Source organism: Seohaeicola saemankumensis (genome assembly GCF_042678485.1).
Lineage (GTDB): Bacteria > Pseudomonadota > Alphaproteobacteria > Rhodobacterales > Rhodobacteraceae > Seohaeicola > Seohaeicola saemankumensis.
Genome location: NZ_JBHTKR010000009.1, coordinates 1 through 18,721 on the forward strand (window position 1 = coordinate 1; position 18,721 = coordinate 18,721).

General features: G+C 61.0%; 15 protein-coding genes and 1 pseudogene. 6 read left to right on the forward strand and 10 right to left on the reverse strand.

All coding sequences use genetic code 11. The features are described 5' to 3' along the window. From ACFQ3C_RS17975 to bchF, 9 genes and pseudogenes are all read right to left on the reverse strand, one after another. A pseudogene (locus ACFQ3C_RS17975) lies at positions 1-240 on the reverse strand (photosynthetic complex putative assembly protein PuhB); the annotation flags it as partial. A gap of 21 nt (positions 241-261) precedes the next feature. Continuing rightward, positions 262-1,032, reverse strand: a complete 771-nt coding sequence (puhA, locus tag ACFQ3C_RS17980; protein ID WP_380794817.1) for a photosynthetic reaction center subunit H — start codon at positions 1,030-1,032, stop codon at positions 262-264. Positions 1,033-1,061: 29 nt separating this feature from the next. Then, positions 1,062-2,462, reverse strand: coding sequence for a PucC family protein (locus ACFQ3C_RS17985; protein WP_380794971.1), 1,401 nt, complete (start codon positions 2,460-2,462; stop codon positions 1,062-1,064). Between the two features lie 41 nt (positions 2,463-2,503). Further along, a complete protein-coding gene (gene bchM, locus ACFQ3C_RS17990; protein WP_380794820.1) occupies positions 2,504-3,175 on the reverse strand; it encodes a magnesium protoporphyrin IX methyltransferase in 672 nt (223 codons plus the stop codon). Continuing rightward, positions 3,175-4,071 (reverse strand): ferredoxin:protochlorophyllide reductase (ATP-dependent) iron-sulfur ATP-binding protein, encoded by an 897-nt coding sequence (bchL, locus tag ACFQ3C_RS17995; RefSeq protein WP_380794823.1) that lies wholly within the window; start codon positions 4,069-4,071, stop codon positions 3,175-3,177. Before bchL ends, bchM begins: the two co-directional genes overlap by 1 nt. 112 nt (positions 4,072-4,183) lie before the next feature. After that, positions 4,184-7,756: a magnesium chelatase subunit H gene (locus ACFQ3C_RS18000; protein WP_380794825.1), complete on the reverse strand. Its 3,573-nt coding sequence runs from the start codon at positions 7,754-7,756 to the stop codon at positions 4,184-4,186. Then, entirely contained in the window at positions 7,746-9,290 is a 1,545-nt protein-coding gene (gene bchB, locus ACFQ3C_RS18005; RefSeq protein WP_380794828.1) for a ferredoxin:protochlorophyllide reductase (ATP-dependent) subunit B, read from the reverse strand. The genes ACFQ3C_RS18000 and bchB overlap by 11 nt, the downstream gene beginning before the upstream one ends. Then, positions 9,287-10,573 carry a ferredoxin:protochlorophyllide reductase (ATP-dependent) subunit N gene (locus ACFQ3C_RS18010; RefSeq protein ID WP_380794830.1) on the reverse strand — a complete coding sequence of 429 codons (1,287 nt, stop codon included), beginning with the start codon at positions 10,571-10,573 and terminating at the stop codon, positions 9,287-9,289. The genes bchB and ACFQ3C_RS18010 overlap by 4 nt, the downstream gene beginning before the upstream one ends. After that, on the reverse strand, positions 10,570-11,058 hold the full coding sequence (gene bchF / locus ACFQ3C_RS18015) for a 2-vinyl bacteriochlorophyllide hydratase (protein ID WP_380794832.1): 489 nt from the start codon (positions 11,056-11,058) through the stop codon (positions 10,570-10,572). The genes ACFQ3C_RS18010 and bchF overlap by 4 nt, the downstream gene beginning before the upstream one ends. 402 nt (positions 11,059-11,460) lie before the next feature. On the opposite strand from bchF, the gene ACFQ3C_RS18020 reads away from it, so the two are divergent. The 6 genes from ACFQ3C_RS18020 to idi all read left to right on the forward strand — a co-directional run bounded on the left by ACFQ3C_RS18020 (position 11,461) and on the right by idi (position 17,619). Further along, a complete protein-coding gene (locus tag ACFQ3C_RS18020; RefSeq protein ID WP_380794835.1) occupies positions 11,461-12,177 on the forward strand; it encodes a cobalamin B12-binding domain-containing protein in 717 nt (238 codons plus the stop codon). Continuing rightward, the gene (gene ppsR / locus ACFQ3C_RS18025) at positions 12,178-13,596 is read left to right on the forward strand and encodes a transcriptional regulator PpsR (RefSeq protein WP_380794838.1); all 1,419 of its coding nucleotides are present in this window, start codon (positions 12,178-12,180) and stop codon (positions 13,594-13,596) included. Positions 13,597-13,701: 105 nt separating this feature from the next. After that, positions 13,702-14,610 carry a chlorophyll synthase ChlG gene (gene chlG, locus ACFQ3C_RS18030; RefSeq protein WP_380794840.1) on the forward strand — a complete coding sequence of 303 codons (909 nt, stop codon included), beginning with the start codon at positions 13,702-13,704 and terminating at the stop codon, positions 14,608-14,610. Beyond that, positions 14,607-15,890, forward strand: a complete 1,284-nt coding sequence (locus ACFQ3C_RS18035; protein ID WP_380794842.1) for a BCD family MFS transporter — start codon at positions 14,607-14,609, stop codon at positions 15,888-15,890. Before chlG ends, ACFQ3C_RS18035 begins: the two co-directional genes overlap by 4 nt. A gap of 2 nt (positions 15,891-15,892) precedes the next feature. Beyond that, entirely contained in the window at positions 15,893-17,071 is a 1,179-nt protein-coding gene (locus tag ACFQ3C_RS18040) for a geranylgeranyl diphosphate reductase (RefSeq protein WP_380794845.1), read from the forward strand. Beyond that, complete coding sequence (idi, locus tag ACFQ3C_RS18045; RefSeq protein WP_380794847.1) at positions 17,068-17,619, forward strand: isopentenyl-diphosphate Delta-isomerase; 552 nt, start codon at positions 17,068-17,070, stop codon at positions 17,617-17,619. Before ACFQ3C_RS18040 ends, idi begins: the two co-directional genes overlap by 4 nt. Before the next feature lie 57 nt (positions 17,620-17,676). Here idi and ACFQ3C_RS18050 read toward each other — a convergent pair whose 3' ends face one another. After that, entirely contained in the window at positions 17,677-18,693 is a 1,017-nt protein-coding gene (locus ACFQ3C_RS18050) for a LacI family DNA-binding transcriptional regulator (RefSeq protein WP_380794850.1), read from the reverse strand. Positions 18,694-18,721 lie beyond the last annotated feature (28 nt).

Below are 18,721 nucleotides of genomic sequence, written 5' to 3' on the forward strand. Positions count from 1 at the left end.
CCCCAGCACCAGAAAAGGTGTCGATCCGCTGATGGCCTGCGTGAGGGTGACCTGATCGCTCAGTATCACGAAGCGCCATGCGAACAGGAACAGGAAATACCCGATCACCCAGTAGATGTTCAGCGCTTCACGGGTGAGGGCCCACCAGTCGGGACGACCCTGCCAGAGGATCACTTCGCCCTCGGGCGGAAGTTCCGGCAGACCTTTTACCGGTTCTTGGTCAAAATCGTCATGGGACATGATGGACCCCCTTTTCGTGTATCAGAGTTGCGGCTCAAGCCGGTCTTGGCTGGCATAGAGCTTGCCGCCTGCGTAGTAGGCCGAGATCTTGTCTTCCTCGAGCAAGGTGACCTGCCGCTGTGATGCGGTCTTGGGCACGGTGTTGAAGTGCTTTCCGAAGATCGAGTGGATCTTGACCCGGTCGGACTTGATCCGGCACAGGGTCATCGGAACCAGCCGGGTTCCTTCGCCCCATTCCGGGTCCAGCTTGATCTCGAGATAGCGCACAAGTTGCTCCGGCTCGTCGATCCACATGTCGACGATGCTGCCCACGATCTCCAGATCGCCCGCCTGCACCGGCAGGCCGCGCGGATCGCGCCCGGCCGAGACATGGAAATGCTCGGTCGCGGCCATCGGGATGATCTTGGGATGACCCTTGCCGTCCAGTTCCGGGACATCGCGACGCGGCGCCCAGGAGGCAGGGCCAACACCGTCGATCATCGGATCGCCGGTCGGCTCGAAGGGAAAGCCGTTGCCGGCCGCCGTCTTGCGTACCGCGATATCACTGCGCTCGGGGTTCTGGCCGCTGGGAACGGTCACGTCACCGCGTCCATGGGACAGCTTGAAGGTCTTGTCATCCGGTACCGGAAACAGGCCCTGGTTGGCCGAAACGTTGCCGTCATCGTCCTCAAGCGGGTAGCCTTCGCGCATGTTTTCACGCTGGATGTAAATGATGAGCAGGGCGAAGAAACCGTAGAATAGCCAGAGCGTCAGGCTGGCCAGATCGAATTCGCCGAAGAAAGTCTCTGTCATGGTCGTGTCCTCCTTAGGGGAGCCTTGGATCAGGTTGGAAAGTCGGCCAGGCCGATGCCGGTCGGCCCATGGTCGGGTTGGTCGAACCTGGAGGTGACGGTCCGCACCAGCGGGCCCAGAGCAACCAGGGTAATAAAAAGAATAGCTATTTCAGTGTGATAAACGACGGAGTAACCCGTTGCATTGCTGTTGAGCGCCTCGCCCAACTGCCCTTGCAGGGCCAGGTGATTGACCCAGTCGCGCAGGGTTCCACCAATGGCGATGGATGATCCTGCCGCCGTCGCCTGTGCCGCGCCCCATGCACCAAGGGCCAGTCCGCGCCCTGCCAGGCCCTGGGCGGGCATGGTCATTGCGGCCATCAATGTCGAGATCGCGAACAACCCTCCGCCAAAGCCGATCATGGCGGCGCCTGCGAAAAAGATCGTGGGAGAGTTCATCGGCGCCGCGAAGATCACGGTGGAAAAGGCGATGATCCCGGCAAGAATGCCGGTGGCGGCCATGCGATAGGGATTGGCGCGGCGGCTCAGCATGCGGGCCGCCAGCGCGAAACCCATCAAGGCCCCGATGGACCAAAGCGCGGTCAGGGTGGTTGTCGCGGCAACCGACAGGCCAAGGATCTCGCCGCCATATGGCTCCAGCAGAACATCCTGCATGTTGAAGGCCATCGTGCCCAGAAAGACCACCGCCAGCAGTCGGCCTGCTGTGCCGCCTGCCATCAGGTCGGCCCAGGCATCAGAAAACTTCGGACGCGGCGCCTCGCGCTCTTCGCGGCTCATCGGACGTACATGTTCCTGTTTCCACAGGGCAATGACGTTAAGTACGATGCCGATCACGGCGGCGCCTTGTACGACGCGGATCAACTTCAGGCTGGTGAAATCCTGCAAGAGGAAGCCGATGATCAGGGCGGATGCGCCCATTCCCAGCAGGAACATCACATATAGCAGCGCCACCACGCGGTGCCGCGTCTCATCGGTGGCGCGGTCGCTTGCCAAGGCAAGCCCGGCAGTTTGCGTCATGTGCAGGCCGAGGCCCGTCATCAGGAAGGCCAGCGCCGCCAGAACTTCGCCAGCAAACGGGATGGCATGGACAACATCACCACCCAGTACCAAAAGGGCGAAGGGCATCACGGCCAGCCCACCGAACTGCCAGAGAGATCCGAACCACAGATAAGGAATGCGCTTCCAGCCGATGGCGCTGCGATGGGTATCCGACCGGAACCCCAGCAGCGCGCGAAACGGCGCAATCAGAACCGGAAGCGCGATCATGAACGCGACGATCATTGCGGCCAGGTTCAACTCGACGATCATCACCCGGTTCAGCGTGCCCAGCAACATGACCGAAGCCATGCCGACCGATACCTGGAACAGCGACAGGCGCAACAATTGCCCCATCGGCAGCTCGACACTGGCTGCGTCCGCGAAGGGCAGCATGCTCGTGGTGATACGGGTCAGGAACTGGGGCACCTTGCGTGTCACGATGTGAACTCCAGCGCTTGCGAGATGTAGAAACCAGAGGTGACGCGCCCATGGTCGCGGATCCGGCCGGACCCGCGCAGGCCATGGGCCAGGGATGCCGGCGAATGGGGGATCATGACGGGAGAGCGGTCCGAGCGTGGGAACAGTTTACCCGCATACCACATGCCCATCAGCAAGGTGGTGCGCGGTGCAACCGTGAAGACGATCGAACACGATGTGCGATGACCAAGCTTTATCAGAGCGTTACGGATATCTTCATCGCCATAGTAGATCAGGCTGTCCATGGCCATCACATGGTCGAAGTGACCAAGCTCGTCAGAAAGCATATCGCCAGACGCGAAAGTGACCCGTCCGGGCAGATCGTCCGGCAGACGCTTGCGGGCGATCTCGACCAGTGCAGGCGAGATGTCCACGGCCAACACATCGGCCCCGCGCGCGGCCAGTTCCGCCGTCATTTGCCCGGCACCGCACCCAGCATCCAGAACCCGCGCACCGCGCAGGTCCGTCGGCAATTGCGCCAGCATTCTGGCTCGCATCCCATCGCGCCCGCGCCGCACGGTTTCCCGGATCCGCGAAACCGGCGCATCCGAGGTCAGCCGCTCCCAGGTCCGGGTCGCGGTCTTGTCGAAATAGGTTTCGACGCGGTTCAGGGTGCTGTCATAGCTCATCAATCGAATCCAAGCAGTTCGAAAATCTCGCGGTCGGGCAGGGGGGCCGGGGCCAGCGTCTCGGTCGAATTGTACAGCGCCTCCGCAAGCCGCATGTATTCGGCCCGGCACTGCACGATATCCTCGTCATCCGGCATCTCGAACAGGGTCTTCTTCTTCAGCCGCGACCGGCGCAGCGCATCGACATCCGGCATGTGGCCGATGCGGTTGAAGCCGACTGTGCGGCAGTAGCGATCCACCTCGTCGGTGTCCTTGCTGCGATTGGCCACGCAACCTGCCAGCCGGACCTTGTAGTTGTTCGACTTGGCCTGCACGGCTGCAATGATCCGGTTCATCGCGTAAATGCTATCGAAATCATTGGCCGTCACGATCAGGGCCAGGTCCGCATGTTGCAGGGGGGCTGCGAAACCACCGCAGACCACATCACCCAGCACATCGAAGATGACCACATCGGTGTCTTCCAGCAGGTGATGCTGTTTCAGCAGCTTGACGGTCTGTCCCACGACATAGCCGCCGCAACCCGTTCCCGCGGGCGGGCCGCCCGCCTCGACGCATTTGACGCCATTGTAACCCTCGAAGACGAAGTCTTCGGGGCGCAGTTCTTCGGAATGGAAATCCACGTCCTTGAGGATGTCGATCACCGTGGGCACAAGGCTGCCCGTCAGGGTAAAGGTGCTGTCATGCTTCGGGTCGCAACCGATCTGCAGCACCCGCTTTCCCAGCTTGGAAAAAGCGGCTGACAAGTTGCTTGAGGTCGTCGATTTCCCGATCCCCCCCTTGCCATAGACCGAAAACACCTTTGCGCCTTCGATCTTGGTCTCTGAATCCTGATGCACTTGCACGGATCCTTCGCCATCAAGGCCGCGCAGGTTGGGGATTTCATCGCGTGGGCTCATGAGAGCCTCCTTTCAAACCGGGCAATGCGCCCTGTATCTTCTTGCCGGAAATATCCCGGGGGTGTGGGGGCTGGCCCCCACTGCGAACGTGATGCGATGGTCGGTGCTCCGGTCATTCTGCGGCCACCCCTTCCATCCGGTCTTCCAGTTGATCGGCGGCCGCCTGAAGCGCGGCCAGTGTGGCGGCATCGGGGGTCCAATAAGCGCGGTCGCTTGCTTCCAGCAGGCGATTGGCCATCCGGCTGGAGGCGACCGGGTTCAGATCGGCCAGCCGCTTGCGCATGGTCTCGTCCAGAACGAATGTCTCGGAAATCCGCTGATAGACCCATGGGTCGACCTGTCCGGTGGTTGCCGACCAGCCCATGGTATTGGTCACCGCAGCCTCGATCTGCCGCACACCTTCCGAGCCATGCTTCAGAAGCCCTTCGAAAAACTTGGGGTTGAGCTGGCGCGAGCGGGTTTCAAGAGCAACCTGTTCCTTGAGCGTGCGCACCTTTGCGCCGCCCCGGGTCTGGTCGCCGATATAGACGGCAGCATCCGATCCCTTGGCCCGTTTCACGGCGCGTGCGATCCCGCCCAGCGTGTCGAAATAGTGGTCGACCGTGGTCACACCCAGTTCGACCGATTCAAGGTTCTGGTAGGCCAAATCCACTTCGGACAGTCTTGATTGCAGCAAGGCCGTATTGGCCGAAGCCTTTCCATCAACACCATAGGCAAAGCTCTTGCGGGCTTCGTAGGCATCCGCAAGTTCATCCTCGTCACCGAAGGCAGAGCTGTCCACCAGCGCGTTGACGTTCGAGCCATAGGCCCCTTCGGCGTTCGAGAAGACGCGCAGAGACGCCTCTTCGATGCTGCACCCGGATGTCTTCATATACGCCAGGGCATGGGCCCGGATGAAATTCAGTTCGGCAGGCTCTTCGGCCTTGGCACATTTCAGCGCGGCCTCGGCCAGCAGGCGGGTTTGCAGGGGTAGCAGGTCGCGGAAAATACCTGACAGTGTCATGATCACGTCGATCCGGGGCCGACCCAGTTCGGGCAGCGGGACAAGGTCGGCACCCGAGATGCGGCCAAAACTGTCGAAGCGGGGTTTGCACCCCATCAGCGCAAGCGCCTGTCCGATCGGGCCGCCATCTGATTTGATGTTGTCCGATCCCCAAAGCACCAGGGCAATCGTGCGTGGCACGGTTGGATGGGTATCCAGCAGCAATTGTGCCTGCTTTGCGCCATCGCGGCAGGCATATTCCGTCGGCATGCGGAACGGATCGAAGGCATGGATATTGCGCCCCGTCGGCAGCACGTCGCTTGAACGGATAAGATCGCCGCCCGGCACCGGTTCGATGAATCTGCCCGACAGGGCCCGCATCAGGGCCGGAATTTCGGTTTGCTGTTGCAGCAGATGATCCACCCGCGCCAGGGTTTCGGCATCCGCACCATCCATCAGGCTCAGGTATTCGGCGCGTGCCGCATCACTGAATCCCTTGCCCAGAACGTGCAGCCCGTCCGGGATCAGCGCATCTTGTGTTTCAAGCAGCTTGAGCCAGAGCGTCTCGGGGTCGGCGCCGGGCATATCCACGGCGGCGGCCTGTTCTGCAATCAGGTCACGCAGCTCATCGCGTTCATGCGAGTCCGGTTCGGACGTGCGCCAGCGGGTCAGGCTGTCCTTGAGTTCAAGCAACCCTTTGTAAAGGCCGGACACTGCCAGCGGCGGTGTCAGATGCGTGATCGTGACCGCGCCTGACCGGCGCTTGGCAAGGCTGGCCTCGGACGGGTTGTTCGACGCGTAGAGATAGACATTTGGCATCTCGCCGATCAGGCGGTCGGGCCAGTCGCGCGCGCCCAGCCCTGCCTGTTTGCCCGGCATGAATTCCAGCGCCCCGTGCATTCCGAAATGCAGGATCACATCCGCCTCGAGTGTATTCTTCAGCCACAGGTAGAAGGCGGTGAAGGCATGGGTCGGTGCAAAGCCTTTTTCAAACAGAAGGCGCATCGGATCGCCCTCATAGCCGAAGGTGGGCTGCACCCCGACAAAGACATTGCCGAAATGCTTGCCAAGCACGAACACACCCTGTCCGTCCGACTGGATCTTGCCGGGCGCCGGACCCCAGACCGCTTCGATCATCTTGAGCGGGGGGGTGGTGCGCACGATGGTGTCGGCGCTGACCTTGTCGGCGACATTTGCCTGTTGCCCGTATTGACGGGCATTGCCCTCCAGCACGGCTTCGCGAAGCGCATCGACGCTGTCGGGAACCTCAAGGTCATACCCGTCTTCTTTCATCTGAAGCAGGGTGTTGAACAGGCTTTCAAACACGCTCAGATAGGCCGCCGTGCCGACCGCGCCCGCGTTGGGCGGAAAGCCGAACAGGACGATGCCCACTTTCTTGTCGGCGTTCCGCTTCTGGCGCAGTCGTGCCAGCCTAAGTGTTTTCTCTGCCAGGCTGTCGATCCGCTCCGGGCAGGGGGCCATCGCCTTGTTGCGCGATTGGCTGGTGCACATGTGATTGCAGCCCTGGCATCCATCCAGTCCGTGGCGACCCGCAAAGATGGTGGGGTTGGTCGCGCCATCAAGCTCGGGCAGCGCGATCAGCATCGTTGTCTCGATCGGGCCCAGGCCTTGCGGGCTCATCGCCCATTGTCCCAGGGTCTGGAATTCCAGCGGGTGCGCCGCGATATAGGGAATATCCAGTTCTTTCAGAACCTTGATCGCGGATTCATTGTCGTTATAGGCCGGCCCGCCCACAAGCGAGAACCCGGTAAGCGATACCATCGCGTCGATCTTCGCGCCCTTGGTGTCGCGGAAAAACCCGTCAATCGCAGGGCGCCCATCCAGCCCTCCCGCAAAGGATGCAATCACGCGCATGCCACGTGCCTCAAAGGCCCGGATGACGGCATCGTAATGGGCGGTATCCGCCGACAACACGTAGGACCGCATCAGCAGCAGACCAACGGTAAAGCTGGCGCCGGCTGGCGTCGGCAGCAATGCCGCGTCAGTTGTGATGCGCCCCGGCAGGTCCGGGTGGTAAAGGCCGCAGTCTGGATATTCGATCGGCGCTGCCGCCTTGGGTGCAGCTTTCCAGCCCGATTCCCTGGCATAACGGTTGAGAAGGAAGCGCAGCATTGCTTCCACGTTTTCATCGCTTCCGCCCAGCCAGTATTGCATGGTCAGGAACCAGGCGCGCAGATCCTGGCTTGTACCGGGAATGAACCGCAGCACTTTGGGCAGGCGGCGCAACATCGCCATCTTTTCCGCCCCGGAGGAGCTTGAAGGCTTCGACGATCCGCGCAGCTTCTTCATCAGCTGCATGGTGCCCGATGCCGGCTTCATCATGTCCAGCGAACCCATCCGCGTCAGCTTGACGATGGCGGCGTCCGCGATGACGCCGATCATCGCGTCACAATGGTCGCGGCGCCGTTCAAGCGCGGGCAGGATACGCGCGACATGTTCCTCAAGAAACAGGAGGTTGGCAACGACGATATCGCCATTCGCCACTGCGTCTTCGGCGGCCTCAAAGGCACCGGGTGTTTCACCCCATTCCGCGGCGGCATGAATGCTGAGCGACAGGCCAGGGTAGTCTTGCGCCAGCTTTTCCATTGCCCGCTCGGCAGGACCCGCCGCATGGCTGTCCAGCGTGAGGATCACGAACCTGTAGCCGGGCAAGGGCGCGTTTGTTATCCGGTCATCGCGCATAATGGGCCTTTGCCTCGTAAAGCGTATCAACGCTGATTTCGTGCAGGCCCTTCTGCTGGGCGAAGGTTTCGGTGTTGCGCCGGGCTTTTCCGCGGACGAAGAAGGGTATCTTCTTCAATTCCCGTTCGGCATCGGTCAGCCAGATGACCTCGCCGCTTTGCGTGGCAGGGGCGTCACTGTTCGCCGCCACGACAATGACTTCGGCCGCGTCTGGCGCGGGCATCGCCTTGCCGCCGTGATGGCTGGCGCCTGCGGCATCATGGAATTCGAAATCTTCGCGGAACATGTGCAGCAGGTGTTCCTCAAGCCCCATGACCAGCGGATGCACCCATGTGTCAAAGATCACATTCGCGCCTTCAAAGCCCATCTGCGGGCTATAGCGGGCAGGGAAATCCTGCACATGGACAGGTGCGGAAATAACCGCGCAGGGGATGCCCAGACGCTTGCCGATATGCCGCTCCATCTGGGTGCCAAGGATCATCTCGGGGGCGAGCGCCTCGATCGCGGCCTCAACTTCTAGATAATCCTCGGTGATCAGGGCGGTCAGGCCGAAATCCTTGGCAAGGGCGCGGACATCCCGGGCCATTTCCCGGTTGTAGCACCCCAGGCCCACCACCTCGAACCCCATTTCATCGCGCGCGATCCTTGCGGCAGCTTTCACATGGGTGCCATCGCCGAACAGGAAGACGCGCTTGCCTGTCAGGTAGGTGCTGTCCACCGAGGCAGAGTACCAGGGCAGGCGCAGACGGCTTTCATCGATCTTGGGCGACAATCCGGTCAGCGCAGAGACTTCGGCGATGAAATCACGGGTTGCGCCGACACCAATGGGCACGGTTTTCGTGAAAGGCAGGCCCAGGTCGCGCTCCATCCAGCGGCACGCGCTTTCGCCGGTTTCAGGATACATCAGCACGTTGAAATGTGCCGCGCCCAGACGCGCGATATCGGAAGGGGTAGCCCCCATCGGCGCGCAGACATTTATGTCAACGCCCATATCGGACAGAAGGCCCGTCAGTTCCTCGATATCGTCGCGATGACGATATCCGAGTGCTGTCGCGCCGATCAGGTTGCAAGTGATGCGGTCGGTCTTGGCCACGGGCCGGGCCAGATGCCGCACGATCTGGAAAAAGGTTTCATCCGCCCCGAAGTTTTCCTTGCGCTGATAGCTGGGCAGCTCAAGTGCGATCACCGGGACCGGCAGACCCATGGTTTCGGCCATGCCGCCGGGATCGTCCTGGATCAGCTCTGCCGTGCAGGAGGCGCCGACGATGATGGCTTCGGGTTGAAAACGCTCATAGGCATCGCGGCAGGCATCCTGGAAAAGTTGCGCCGTGTCGGACCCGAGATCGCGGGCCTGAAAGGTGGTGTAGGTCACGGGCGGACGGTGGTTGCGCCGTTCGATCATCGTGAACAGCAGGTCCGCATAGGTATCGCCCTGCGGTGCATGCAACACGTAATGCAGCCCCTTCATGGCAGTCGCGACGCGCATCGCGCCCACATGGGGCGGACCTTCATATGTCCAGACAGTCAGCTTCATTCGGCGGCCTCCAGCTTGAGAAGGCCGCGACGGCGCAGCGGGCGCGAGAAGAGCCCTGCAAGATCGCCGGCTTGTTCGTAGAAATGCACAGGTGTGAAAACCAGTTCGATTGCCCACTTGGTGGTCATGCCCTCGGCTTCCAGAGGGTTGGCCAGGCCAAGCCCGCAAACTGTCAGATCAGGGCGCGCGGCGCGGCAGCGATCAAGTTGCAGGTCGACATCCTGCCCCTCGCTCAGGACGGGGCCTTGCACAAGCAGGTCAAGGTCGGGGCCGACGATGTTCTGATGGATATAGGGCGCACCGACTTCGATGGCGGTCATGCCGCATTCACGTGTCAGGAAGCGCGCCAGCGGAATCTCAAGCTGGCTGTCGGGGAAGAAGAATACTGTCTTGCCTCGCAGGCTTTCGGACGCCTGCGCGACGGCTCGGCGGGCGCGGTCACGTGGTGCGGCGGTGACGCGGTCGAAAACGTCCTGTGCGACACCAAATTCCTGGGCAATGGCGGCCAGCCATGCGGTCGTGCCTTCCTCGCCAAAGGGGAAAGGCGCCGCGATGTGACGGGCGCCGCGCCGTTCCAATGCAGCATGCGTGTCGCCCAGAAAAGGCTGCGTCAGTGCAAAGACGGTGTTTTCCCCAACGCCAAACTGATCGGCGGCGCGGGGCGCGGGCAATACCCGGATCGGGCCAATGCCCATCTGGGTCAGCAGGCTGATGGCCTGTTGTTCAACCACATCGGGCAGCGCGCCAACCAGCATCAACTCTCGTGATGTTGACACGGGCAGCACGGGCACCATCGACGCAAGGCAGGCATCTTCGCCCTGCGTGAACGTGGTTTCGATTCCCGAACCCGAGAAATTCAGAACGCGCACATGCGGGGCATATGTCTGGGTCATGCGTTCTGCGGCCCGTGCCAGATCAAGCTTGATCACTTCCGACGGGCAGGAGCCGACAAGGAAAAGCTGCTTTATGTCAGGTCGACGAGACAGAAGCTGCGCGACAACGCTGTCAAGCTCGTCTTGTGCATCGGCCATTCCGGCCAGATCCGTCTCTTCGAGAATCGCGGTTCCGAACCGTGGTTCGGCAAAGATCATGACGCCTGCCGCGCTTTGCAGAAGATGCGCGCAGGTCCGCGATCCGATGACAAGGAAGAAGGCATCCTGCATCTTGCGGTGCAGCCAGATGATGCCGGTCAATCCGCAGAAAACCTCGCGCTGTCCGCGCTGCTTGAGGACTGGCGTTTCGCGGCATCCTGTGGTCTTGGGAAGGGGGCTGTTGACGGTCATGCGCGCCCCTCGGATTGAAGCCGCGCAGCGCGCAGTTTCAGAAGGAACTGAACCGCGTTGATCACATAGGCGGCATAGGCCGCAAGAGCCAGGAGCATGAGCCCGTTCGGATCAAGGGCATCGGTGTAAAGTGCTATTATATATGCAGAATGTAGTCCGATGACCGCAAAGCTGAACACGTCCTCCCAGAAGAAGGCGGGTGCAAAAAGATACTGGCCGAAGACAACCTTTTCCCAGATCGCCCCGGTCACCATGATCAGGTAAAGGATGCCGGTTTTGGCGACGATCGACAGGGTGGCCGCCTCGTATCCGGCGCCTGTCGCAAGGTAGCGCAGAACAAGGCCCAGCGAGATCAGGAAAACCAGGAATTGAAACGGGGCCAGGACCCCCTGAACCAAGGTCCATGCGGTGGAGTCGCGACGCTGCCGTTCAGCCTCGGTATAGAGGCCGGTACGGACCGATTTGCCTGTTAGGCTATGCGACATTCCCGACTCCCTTCGCGGCCTCCAATAAAGCGTAGCGGTGTCCGGTCAAAAGTGTCAACTAAAACTTACACAACAGCGCTGTAAGTCTGGATGTGTAATTTTTGCTAGACGGGTGGTGGGAATTGCAATTTTATGCACTATTATTAGTGTCTTAGCGTATAGGTAGTTTTTGGCTTAACGATAAAGTCGCCTAAACTGTCTATTATCTTTGACATTTGGGCGCCAAAACTCGACAATGACGAGAGTCGGAGGCTTACATTCAGCGCGACGCGCCGGAAAGCGAAACCCTCCGAGGCCTGTCGCGGAGCGCATATGTCAAGAAGACCCAGCCATAGGCAGCCCGGTGACACGCAGCCCCCTGCGATCCGAGGTATTTTCCAGGTCGGTGATCTGGCAAATCGGGTGATCTCGGTTCTGCGTGAGCGCAGCATGGCCGAGCGGGCCTTGCTGTGTGACGCAATCATTGATCGGCTGCTGACAGCGATTGCCGCCCCCGGAAACTTTGACACCGAAGGCGCGCTGTCGATGCTGCGTGCGGCGCATCTGTCGGACAAGGACATCATCAACTGCTACATCCCCGAAGCCGCGCGCCATCTGGGCTGCCGCTGGAACCAGAGCGAAATGAGCTTCGCCCAGGTGACAACCGCCAGCGCGCGGTTGCAGGACATGGTGCGTGTGTTGTCCTCGGACTGGTCCGAACGGGGGGTGGGCGGATCCTCCTGCGATCAGTTGGGCATCTTGCTGGTGATTTGCGAGAATGACCTGCACACTTTGGGATGTGTCACCATTGCCGCCAACTTGCGCCTTGAAGGTCATTCGGTGCGCATGATCCTGGGGGCAACGGCCCAGGAATTTCGCCGTGCATTGAAGCATGATTGGTACGATCTGATCATGTTTTCCTGTGCGAGCGCCCAGACTCTTGAAAATGTTGCTCAATTCGTTAGACACACGCGAATGTCACTGCGTAATGTTCCCCCCCTGATCCTGGGAGGTACGGTTCTAAACCAATTCAGCGATGTTCAAGAAAGGGTTGGCGTCGACCTTGCCACGAATGATTTGCAAATGGCCCTCAGGCTTCGTGACTCCGGATCTGTTCGCAAAAAGCTTGTGGCGGAATAGATGACGAAGGGTGGATCCCACTTCTGGTCCAGCGGTTCTGTCCCGCTGATCGAGCCGGAATTTCTGCGTAGCATTGTCGCTGCGGCGTCGGATATTGCTCTGGTGATCTCACGTGATTGCATCGTGCAATCGGTTCTCATCAACGCGAATGACACATCATATGGAAACCTTGATCATTGGGAAGGGCGCAGGATCCAGCAATTCCTGACCCTGGAAAGCGTGCCGAAGTTCGAAGCGGCCGTGAAGCGTTTCGTTGATACAGACGAGATCCTGCGCCCGATCGAGTTGAACCACTCCGACAACGCAGTCTGGGAATTCCCCATTCGTTACACCTTTCATCGGATCGGTACCGATGGCCAGATATTGATGCTGGGTCGTGACCTGCGTCTTATCGCCGAGACGCAACAACACCTGGTGCAGGCGCAAATGGCGCTTGAACGCGGCTATGAAGCGCGCCGCGAGTTCGACTCGCGTTACCGTTTGCTGCTGGCCACGACGCGTGACGCCATCGCCTTTGTCTCGGTCGGCACCGGGCGCATCAAAGACATCAATGATCCCGCGGCAAGCCTTCTGGGGGCCTCGCGCGACGATCTGACCGGCGCGACATTCGCGCAGGAGTTCAAGGACAAGCGGAGCGGGGAATTTGTGGAATCCCTCGTCAATCTGGCCATTTCGGAATCCATGTCCGATCTTGAGGCGCAGACAAGACGCAGCCGCAAACGCGTGACGATCACGCCGACAGTATTCCGGGCCGGGGGCGAGCGGGTGCTGATCTGCCGGCTTGATCCCGGCGAAGATGTGCGTGTGGTCGATGACCAGCTTATGCAGAACCTGTCCACGCTCTATCAGAACGGGGCGGATGCGGTTGTTTTCACCGACTCCAAAGGCGTGATTGCTGCTGCCAATGACAGTTTTCTGAATATGGCCGACGCGGCGCATATGTCGGACGTCAAGGGGCGCAGTCTGGGTGATTTCCTGGCGCGTGGCCAGATTGACCTGAACGTGCTGATCGATAACGCGCAGCGGTCCGGCAATATGCGTATGTATGCCACCCAATTGGTGAATGATTACGGCGCCAAGGTTGCCATCGAGGTGGCGACAACCTGGTTGAACGATCGCAGCAGCCCCGCGATCGCCTTTGTGCTGCGCGATGTCAGCCGTGTTGACGCCGTCCGCAAGCCGGTCACAACCGTTGACGACGGTTCGCAACACAGCGTCATGGAGCTGGTTGGTTCGGCCACGCTGAAGGAAATCGTGGCGGAAACCACGGATGTCGTCGAAAAGATGTGCATCGAAACAGCCGTGACACTGACACGGAACAACCGTGTAGCTGCGGCTGAGATGTTGGGACTGTCCCGGCAAAGTCTTTACGTCAAGTTGCGCAAGTATGGTTTGCTCAGCAAGGACGGCGACGACTAGGGCGCTGTGGCGCCTGCTCTGCCCCTGTATATCCTGACGTTTCAGATTGATCCGGCGCTGCTGTTTTCCTTGCGTCGACTCGAAATGTAATGTCATAGTTTACACATGAGTGTAAACCAAGCCTTACATATTCGCACCCTTCCTGAACCGGCAGCAATGTTGCGGCTGATCAAGCCTATCACATGGTTTCCGCCGATGTGGGCTTATCTGTGCGGCGTCATTTCCTCTGGTGTCGCGCCTGCAGGTCACTGGGGAATGATCCTGCTGGGTGTGGTGCTGGCCGGGCCTATCGTTTGCGGCATGTCACAGGCGGCGAATGACTGGTGTGACCGCCATGTGGATGCGATCAACGAACCAGATCGTCCGATCCCGTCCGGTCGCATACCGGGGCGTTGGGGTCTGTGGATCGCCCTGACAATGACAGTCCTGTCCTTGCTGGTGGGCTGGCAACTGGGGCCTTGGGGCTTTGGGGCGACCGTGGTCGGTGTTCTGGCCGCTTGGGCTTATTCCGCCGAACCCATCCGCATGAAGCGTTCCGGCATCTGGGGGCCGGGTCTTGTGGGTTTGTCCTATGAATCCCTGCCCTGGTTCACGGGCGCCGCTGTTCTGAGCGCCGGAGCACCGTCATGGCCCGTGGTGATCGTGGCCTTGATCTACGGTATAGGCGCACACGGAATCATGACGCTGAACGATTTCAAGGCCCTTGAAGGCGACCGCCAGATGGGGGTGAATTCCCTGCCGGTGACCATGGGACCCGCGCGGGCCGCGCGTCTGGCCTGCTGGGTCATGGGCCTGCCGCAGCTGGGTGTGATTGTCCTGCTGCTGGCATGGGATCGCCCGCTTCACGCAGCCGCCATCGCTGCCGTGCTGGCCGCGCAGATCTGGGCGATGCGCGTGCTTCTGACAGACCCGAAAGGCCGCGCCCCCTGGTACAACGGTACGGGGGTCACGCTTTACGTGGGCGGCATGATGATCGCCGCCTTCGCCATCCGGACGCTGGAGGTGCTGCCATGACGCTGTCCTGGCTCTCGATCATTCGACTTGGGTTGGTGCAGATGTGCCTGGGCGCGGTTGTCGTTCTGACCACCTCGACCTTGAACCGCTTGATGGTTGTCGAACTGGCGCTGCCCGCGTTGCTGCCCGGCTTTCTGGTGGCGCTGCACTACGGTATCCAGATCACGCGCCCGAATTGGGGCTATCGCTCGGACACGTCGGGCAAGCGTACACGCTGGATCATCGGCGGCATGGCAATCCTGTCATCAGGGGCTTTCATCGCTGCGCTGTCCATTCCCGTTCTCGAAAGCAGTTTCGCTGCGGGGCTGACGCTTTCAATCCTTGCCTATGCCATGATCGGGCTGGGGGCAGGGGCTTCTGGCACTTCTTTGCTTGCCTTGCTGGCCACGGCCACGGCCCCGCGTCGCCGCGCCGCAGCGGCCACGATCACCTGGCTGATGATGATTTTCGGGATCGCGGTGACCGCGAGCGTGGTGGGTGCCAATCTTGACCCTTACAGCCATGCGCTGTTGATGCGGATCGTGGGGATCGTGACCCTGGGCGCCGTTATCCTGACCACGCTGGCGATCTGGCAGGTCGAACGCGGTGTCGATGCCCAGCCCGAACCTGATCGCATGCCCTTCATGGTGGGGCTGCGCGAGGTCTGGGCAGAGCCCAAGGCGCGCATGTTCACGCTGTTCGTGTTCTTGTCGATGACCGCCTATTTCATGCAGGAACTGATCCTTGAACCTTATGCGGGGCTGGTCTTTGCCTTTACACCGGGTCAGTCCACATCCCTGTCGGGCGCGCAGAACGGGGGTGTCTTCGTCGGCATGCTGATCGTGGGGATCGCGGCAACCGGCCTGCGGCTGGGCAGTTTGCGGGCCTGGGTCGTGGCAGGCTGCCTGGGGTCTGCGGCCAGCCTTGGCGTGTTGACCTTGCTTGGCCCGCTGGGCCCCGGCGCACCTTTGATGCCTGCCGTCGTGGCACTTGGGTTCTTCAACGGGATGTTTGCTGTCGCCGCCATCGGGTCGATGATGGCCCTGGCCGGCGAGGGCCGCGGCGCGCGCGAGGGCACGCGCATGGGCCTTTGGGGCGCGGCACAGGCCATTGCCGCAGGATTTGGCGGATTGCTTGGCGCTGCCGCAGTCGATGTGCTGCGGGCGCTTCTTGGGCAGGACGCGCCGGCCTTCGGCGCGGTGTTTCTGGCCGAGGCTGCGTTGTTTCTGGCCGCGGCCTTCATGGCCACACGTATAATGGAAAGCCGCCGAGGCGGCGCTCAACTGGTTCCGGGGGAATGATCATGTTTGATGTCGTTGTTGTGGGCGCAGGCCCGTCCGGTGCCACTGCTGCCGAAGATCTTGCGCGCTCGGGTATCCGGGTCGCCATGCTGGACAGGGAAGGGCGGATCAAGCCTTGCGGGGGCGCCATTCCGCCCCGGCTGATCGCGGATTTCGACATTCCCGATGAGCAGATCGTGGCCAGGATCACCACGGCCCGGATGATCTCGCCCACAGGGCGCGCGGTCGATATCCCGATCGAGAATGGTTTCGTCGGCATGGTGGACCGTGAACATTTCGACGAGTTCTTGCGTGTGCGCGCAGCGCAGGCCGGGGCAACCCGGCTGACCGGCACCTATCTGCGGATCGAAAGGGACGATGCCGGAACGCATGTCATCTACCGCGACAAGACCTCGGGCGAGGAAAAGCGCCTGGCCACGAAACTGGTGATCGGTGCCGATGGCGCTCGCTCCAGGGTCGGGCGGACTGAAGTGCCGGGTGGCGACAAGATACCGTATGTTCTGGCCTATCACGAGATCATCGAAGCGCCCGCGAAAACCGCCGTCTATGACCCGGAACGCTGTGACGTGATCTATGACGGGGCGATTTCGCCTGATTTCTATGGCTGGGTCTTTCCGCATGGCAAATCCGCCAGCGTCGGCATGGGCACCGAAGTTGACAGTGTCGATCTGAAACAGGCAACTGCCGATCTGCGGGCTGCGGCGGGGCTGACCGATTGCAGGACAATCCGCCGCGAGGGTGCGCCGATCCCGCTCAAGCCCCTCGATCGTTGGGACAATGGTCGCGATGTAGTGCTTGCAGGGGATGCGGCGGGTGTCGTGGCACCGTCCTCGGGCGAAGGGATCTACTATGCGATGGTCGGGGGTCGCGTTGCGGCTACTGCGGCGGCCGCCTGCCTGGCATCCGGGCGGGTGCGCGATCTGAAACTGGCGCGGCAACTCTTCATGAAGGAACACAAGATGGTGTTCCGGGTTCTTGCCTCGATGCAGAATGCCTATTATCGGTCCGATGAAAGGCGGGAGAGGTTCGTTTCCCTCTGCCATGACATCGATGTGCAGCGGCTGACCTTCGAGGCTTATATGAACAAGAAACTGGTGCGGGCGCGTCCGATGGCGCATCTGAAGATCGGGCTGAAGAACCTGGCCCATCTGACCCGCCTGATCCCGGCGAGCCGCGTATGAGCATCATGATACCAGCCTGGGTCGATGGCGCGCTGACGGCGGTCGACAAGCTTGAGGTGCATCAGCGTGGCCTGCGCCATAAGGCTGTATCGGTGTTCGTGATACGGGGCATGGATGTCCTGATCCAGCGCCGCGCCATGGGCAAATATCACACGCCCGGGCTTTGGGCGAATACCTGCTGTACGCATCCCGACTGGGACGAGGCGCCAGAGGTTTGCGCCGTGCGCCGCCTGCGCGAGGAACTGGGGATTACAGGTCTGCACCCTGAACATCGCGATCAGGTCGAGTACCGCGCCGACGTCGGGCGCGGCATGACCGAGCACGAGGTCGTGGATATATACCTGGCTCGCGCCGACACAGGGCTGAAGGTGACACCCCACCCGGATGAGGTGATGGAGGTCCGCTGGATCAACTATCAGGATCTGGTCGCCGAGGTTGCCCGCCGTCCGGAACGGTTCACGCCCTGGATGAAAATCTATCTGGCGGAACATAGCGACCGTATTTTCGGGCCTGACATGGTCTATCTTGCCAGCCTTTCGCAAGGATAGGACCTAAAAGCCAGCGCCTTCCCGCACGCCCGCGTTTTCGACTCCGTCGCGCAAGGCTTAGCTGGTTCCGCCCGCGATCAGGGTGAATCCTACATCTGTCATACGTGGCGTTTCTTCACCGGACAGCCGCTTCAGGACGCAGGCTGCCGCTGTCTCGCCGATCCGTGCCCGGTGCGAGGCTGTCGTGGTCAACGGGGTCGGCAGGCTTTGGCCGATATCCAGACCGTTGAAACCGGCGATGGCAAGCTGATCGGGCAGACTGATGCCGACCGCCATGCAATGAAAGACCCCGCCCACGGCCATGTCGTCATTCGAGAAATAGACAAGATCCGGTCTGGCGCAATCGCTGCCAAGCAACATGTTCAGGCCCCGCCGACCCAGCGCGACCGAAGAGGGTTCGACCAGGGTCACACAGCCGACCATTTTCAGCCCGGCCTCGTTCAGGCCAGCCGTGAAACCGTCAAGTCGGGCAGTAGCGCGGTTGTCGCGGGCGATATCATGGCCCACATAGGCAAAGCGTCGGTAACCACGCGCGATCAGATGACGCGCCATGGCCAGCCCCGCGCCCCGATGCGACATGCCCACGGCCATATCGATCGGATCTGTATCGATATCCATGATTTCGACCACCGGAAGGTCCGCCCCCGCAAGCATGGTGCGACTGTTTTCAGTCATGCCGCTTGGGGCGATCACCAGACCGGCGGGCCGCCAGGACAGAAGGTTGCGGATCAGCTGTTCCTCCTGCTCCGGATCATAGTTCGATATTCCCAGGACCGGGTGAAATCCCGCGTGTTCCAGCCGGTCCTCCAGTCCCTTCAGCACATCGGGGAAAACGATATTGGACAGGGATGGAAGAATGACGCCAACCTGATTCGAAGGCCCGCCAGCCAGAGCGCCTGCAAGTCGGTTGCGCAGATAGCCCAGCGAGGTCGCGGCCTCCTGCACCTTCTGGAGGGTTTCAGGGGTCACCACATTGCTGCCGCGCAACGCCCGAGATGCGGTAATCTCGCTGACGCCCGCATGTGCGGCGACCTCGAACAGTGTAGGTTTTCTGGGTGATTTTTCTTTGTTCACACGAAGTAGTTTCCTGAGTGGGCGCCAT

Coding starts and splice junctions, on each gene's coding strand:
- ACFQ3C_RS18000 (WP_380794825.1), bottom strand. CDS start 7,756: ATGCGCGATGACCGGATAACAAACGCGCCCTTGCCCGGCTACAGGTTC.
- puhA (WP_380794817.1), bottom strand. CDS start 1,032: ATGACAGAGACTTTCTTCGGCGAATTCGATCTGGCCAGCCTGACGCTC.
- bchM (WP_380794820.1), bottom strand. CDS start 3,175: ATGAGCTATGACAGCACCCTGAACCGCGTCGAAACCTATTTCGACAAG.
- ACFQ3C_RS18010 (WP_380794830.1), bottom strand. CDS start 10,573: ATGACCGTCAACAGCCCCCTTCCCAAGACCACAGGATGCCGCGAAACG.
- bchB (WP_380794828.1), bottom strand. CDS start 9,290: ATGAAGCTGACTGTCTGGACATATGAAGGTCCGCCCCATGTGGGCGCG.
- bchF (WP_380794832.1), bottom strand. CDS start 11,058: ATGTCGCATAGCCTAACAGGCAAATCGGTCCGTACCGGCCTCTATACC.
- ACFQ3C_RS18040 (WP_380794845.1), top strand. CDS start 15,893: ATGTTTGATGTCGTTGTTGTGGGCGCAGGCCCGTCCGGTGCCACTGCT.
- idi (WP_380794847.1), top strand. CDS start 17,068: ATGAGCATCATGATACCAGCCTGGGTCGATGGCGCGCTGACGGCGGTC.
- ACFQ3C_RS18035 (WP_380794842.1), top strand. CDS start 14,607: ATGACGCTGTCCTGGCTCTCGATCATTCGACTTGGGTTGGTGCAGATG.
- chlG (WP_380794840.1), top strand. CDS start 13,702: ATGAGTGTAAACCAAGCCTTACATATTCGCACCCTTCCTGAACCGGCA.
- ACFQ3C_RS17985 (WP_380794971.1), bottom strand. CDS start 2,462: ATGCTGCCCTTCGCGGACGCAGCCAGTGTCGAGCTGCCGATGGGGCAA.
- bchL (WP_380794823.1), bottom strand. CDS start 4,071: ATGAGCCCACGCGATGAAATCCCCAACCTGCGCGGCCTTGATGGCGAA.
- ppsR (WP_380794838.1), top strand. CDS start 12,178: ATGACGAAGGGTGGATCCCACTTCTGGTCCAGCGGTTCTGTCCCGCTG.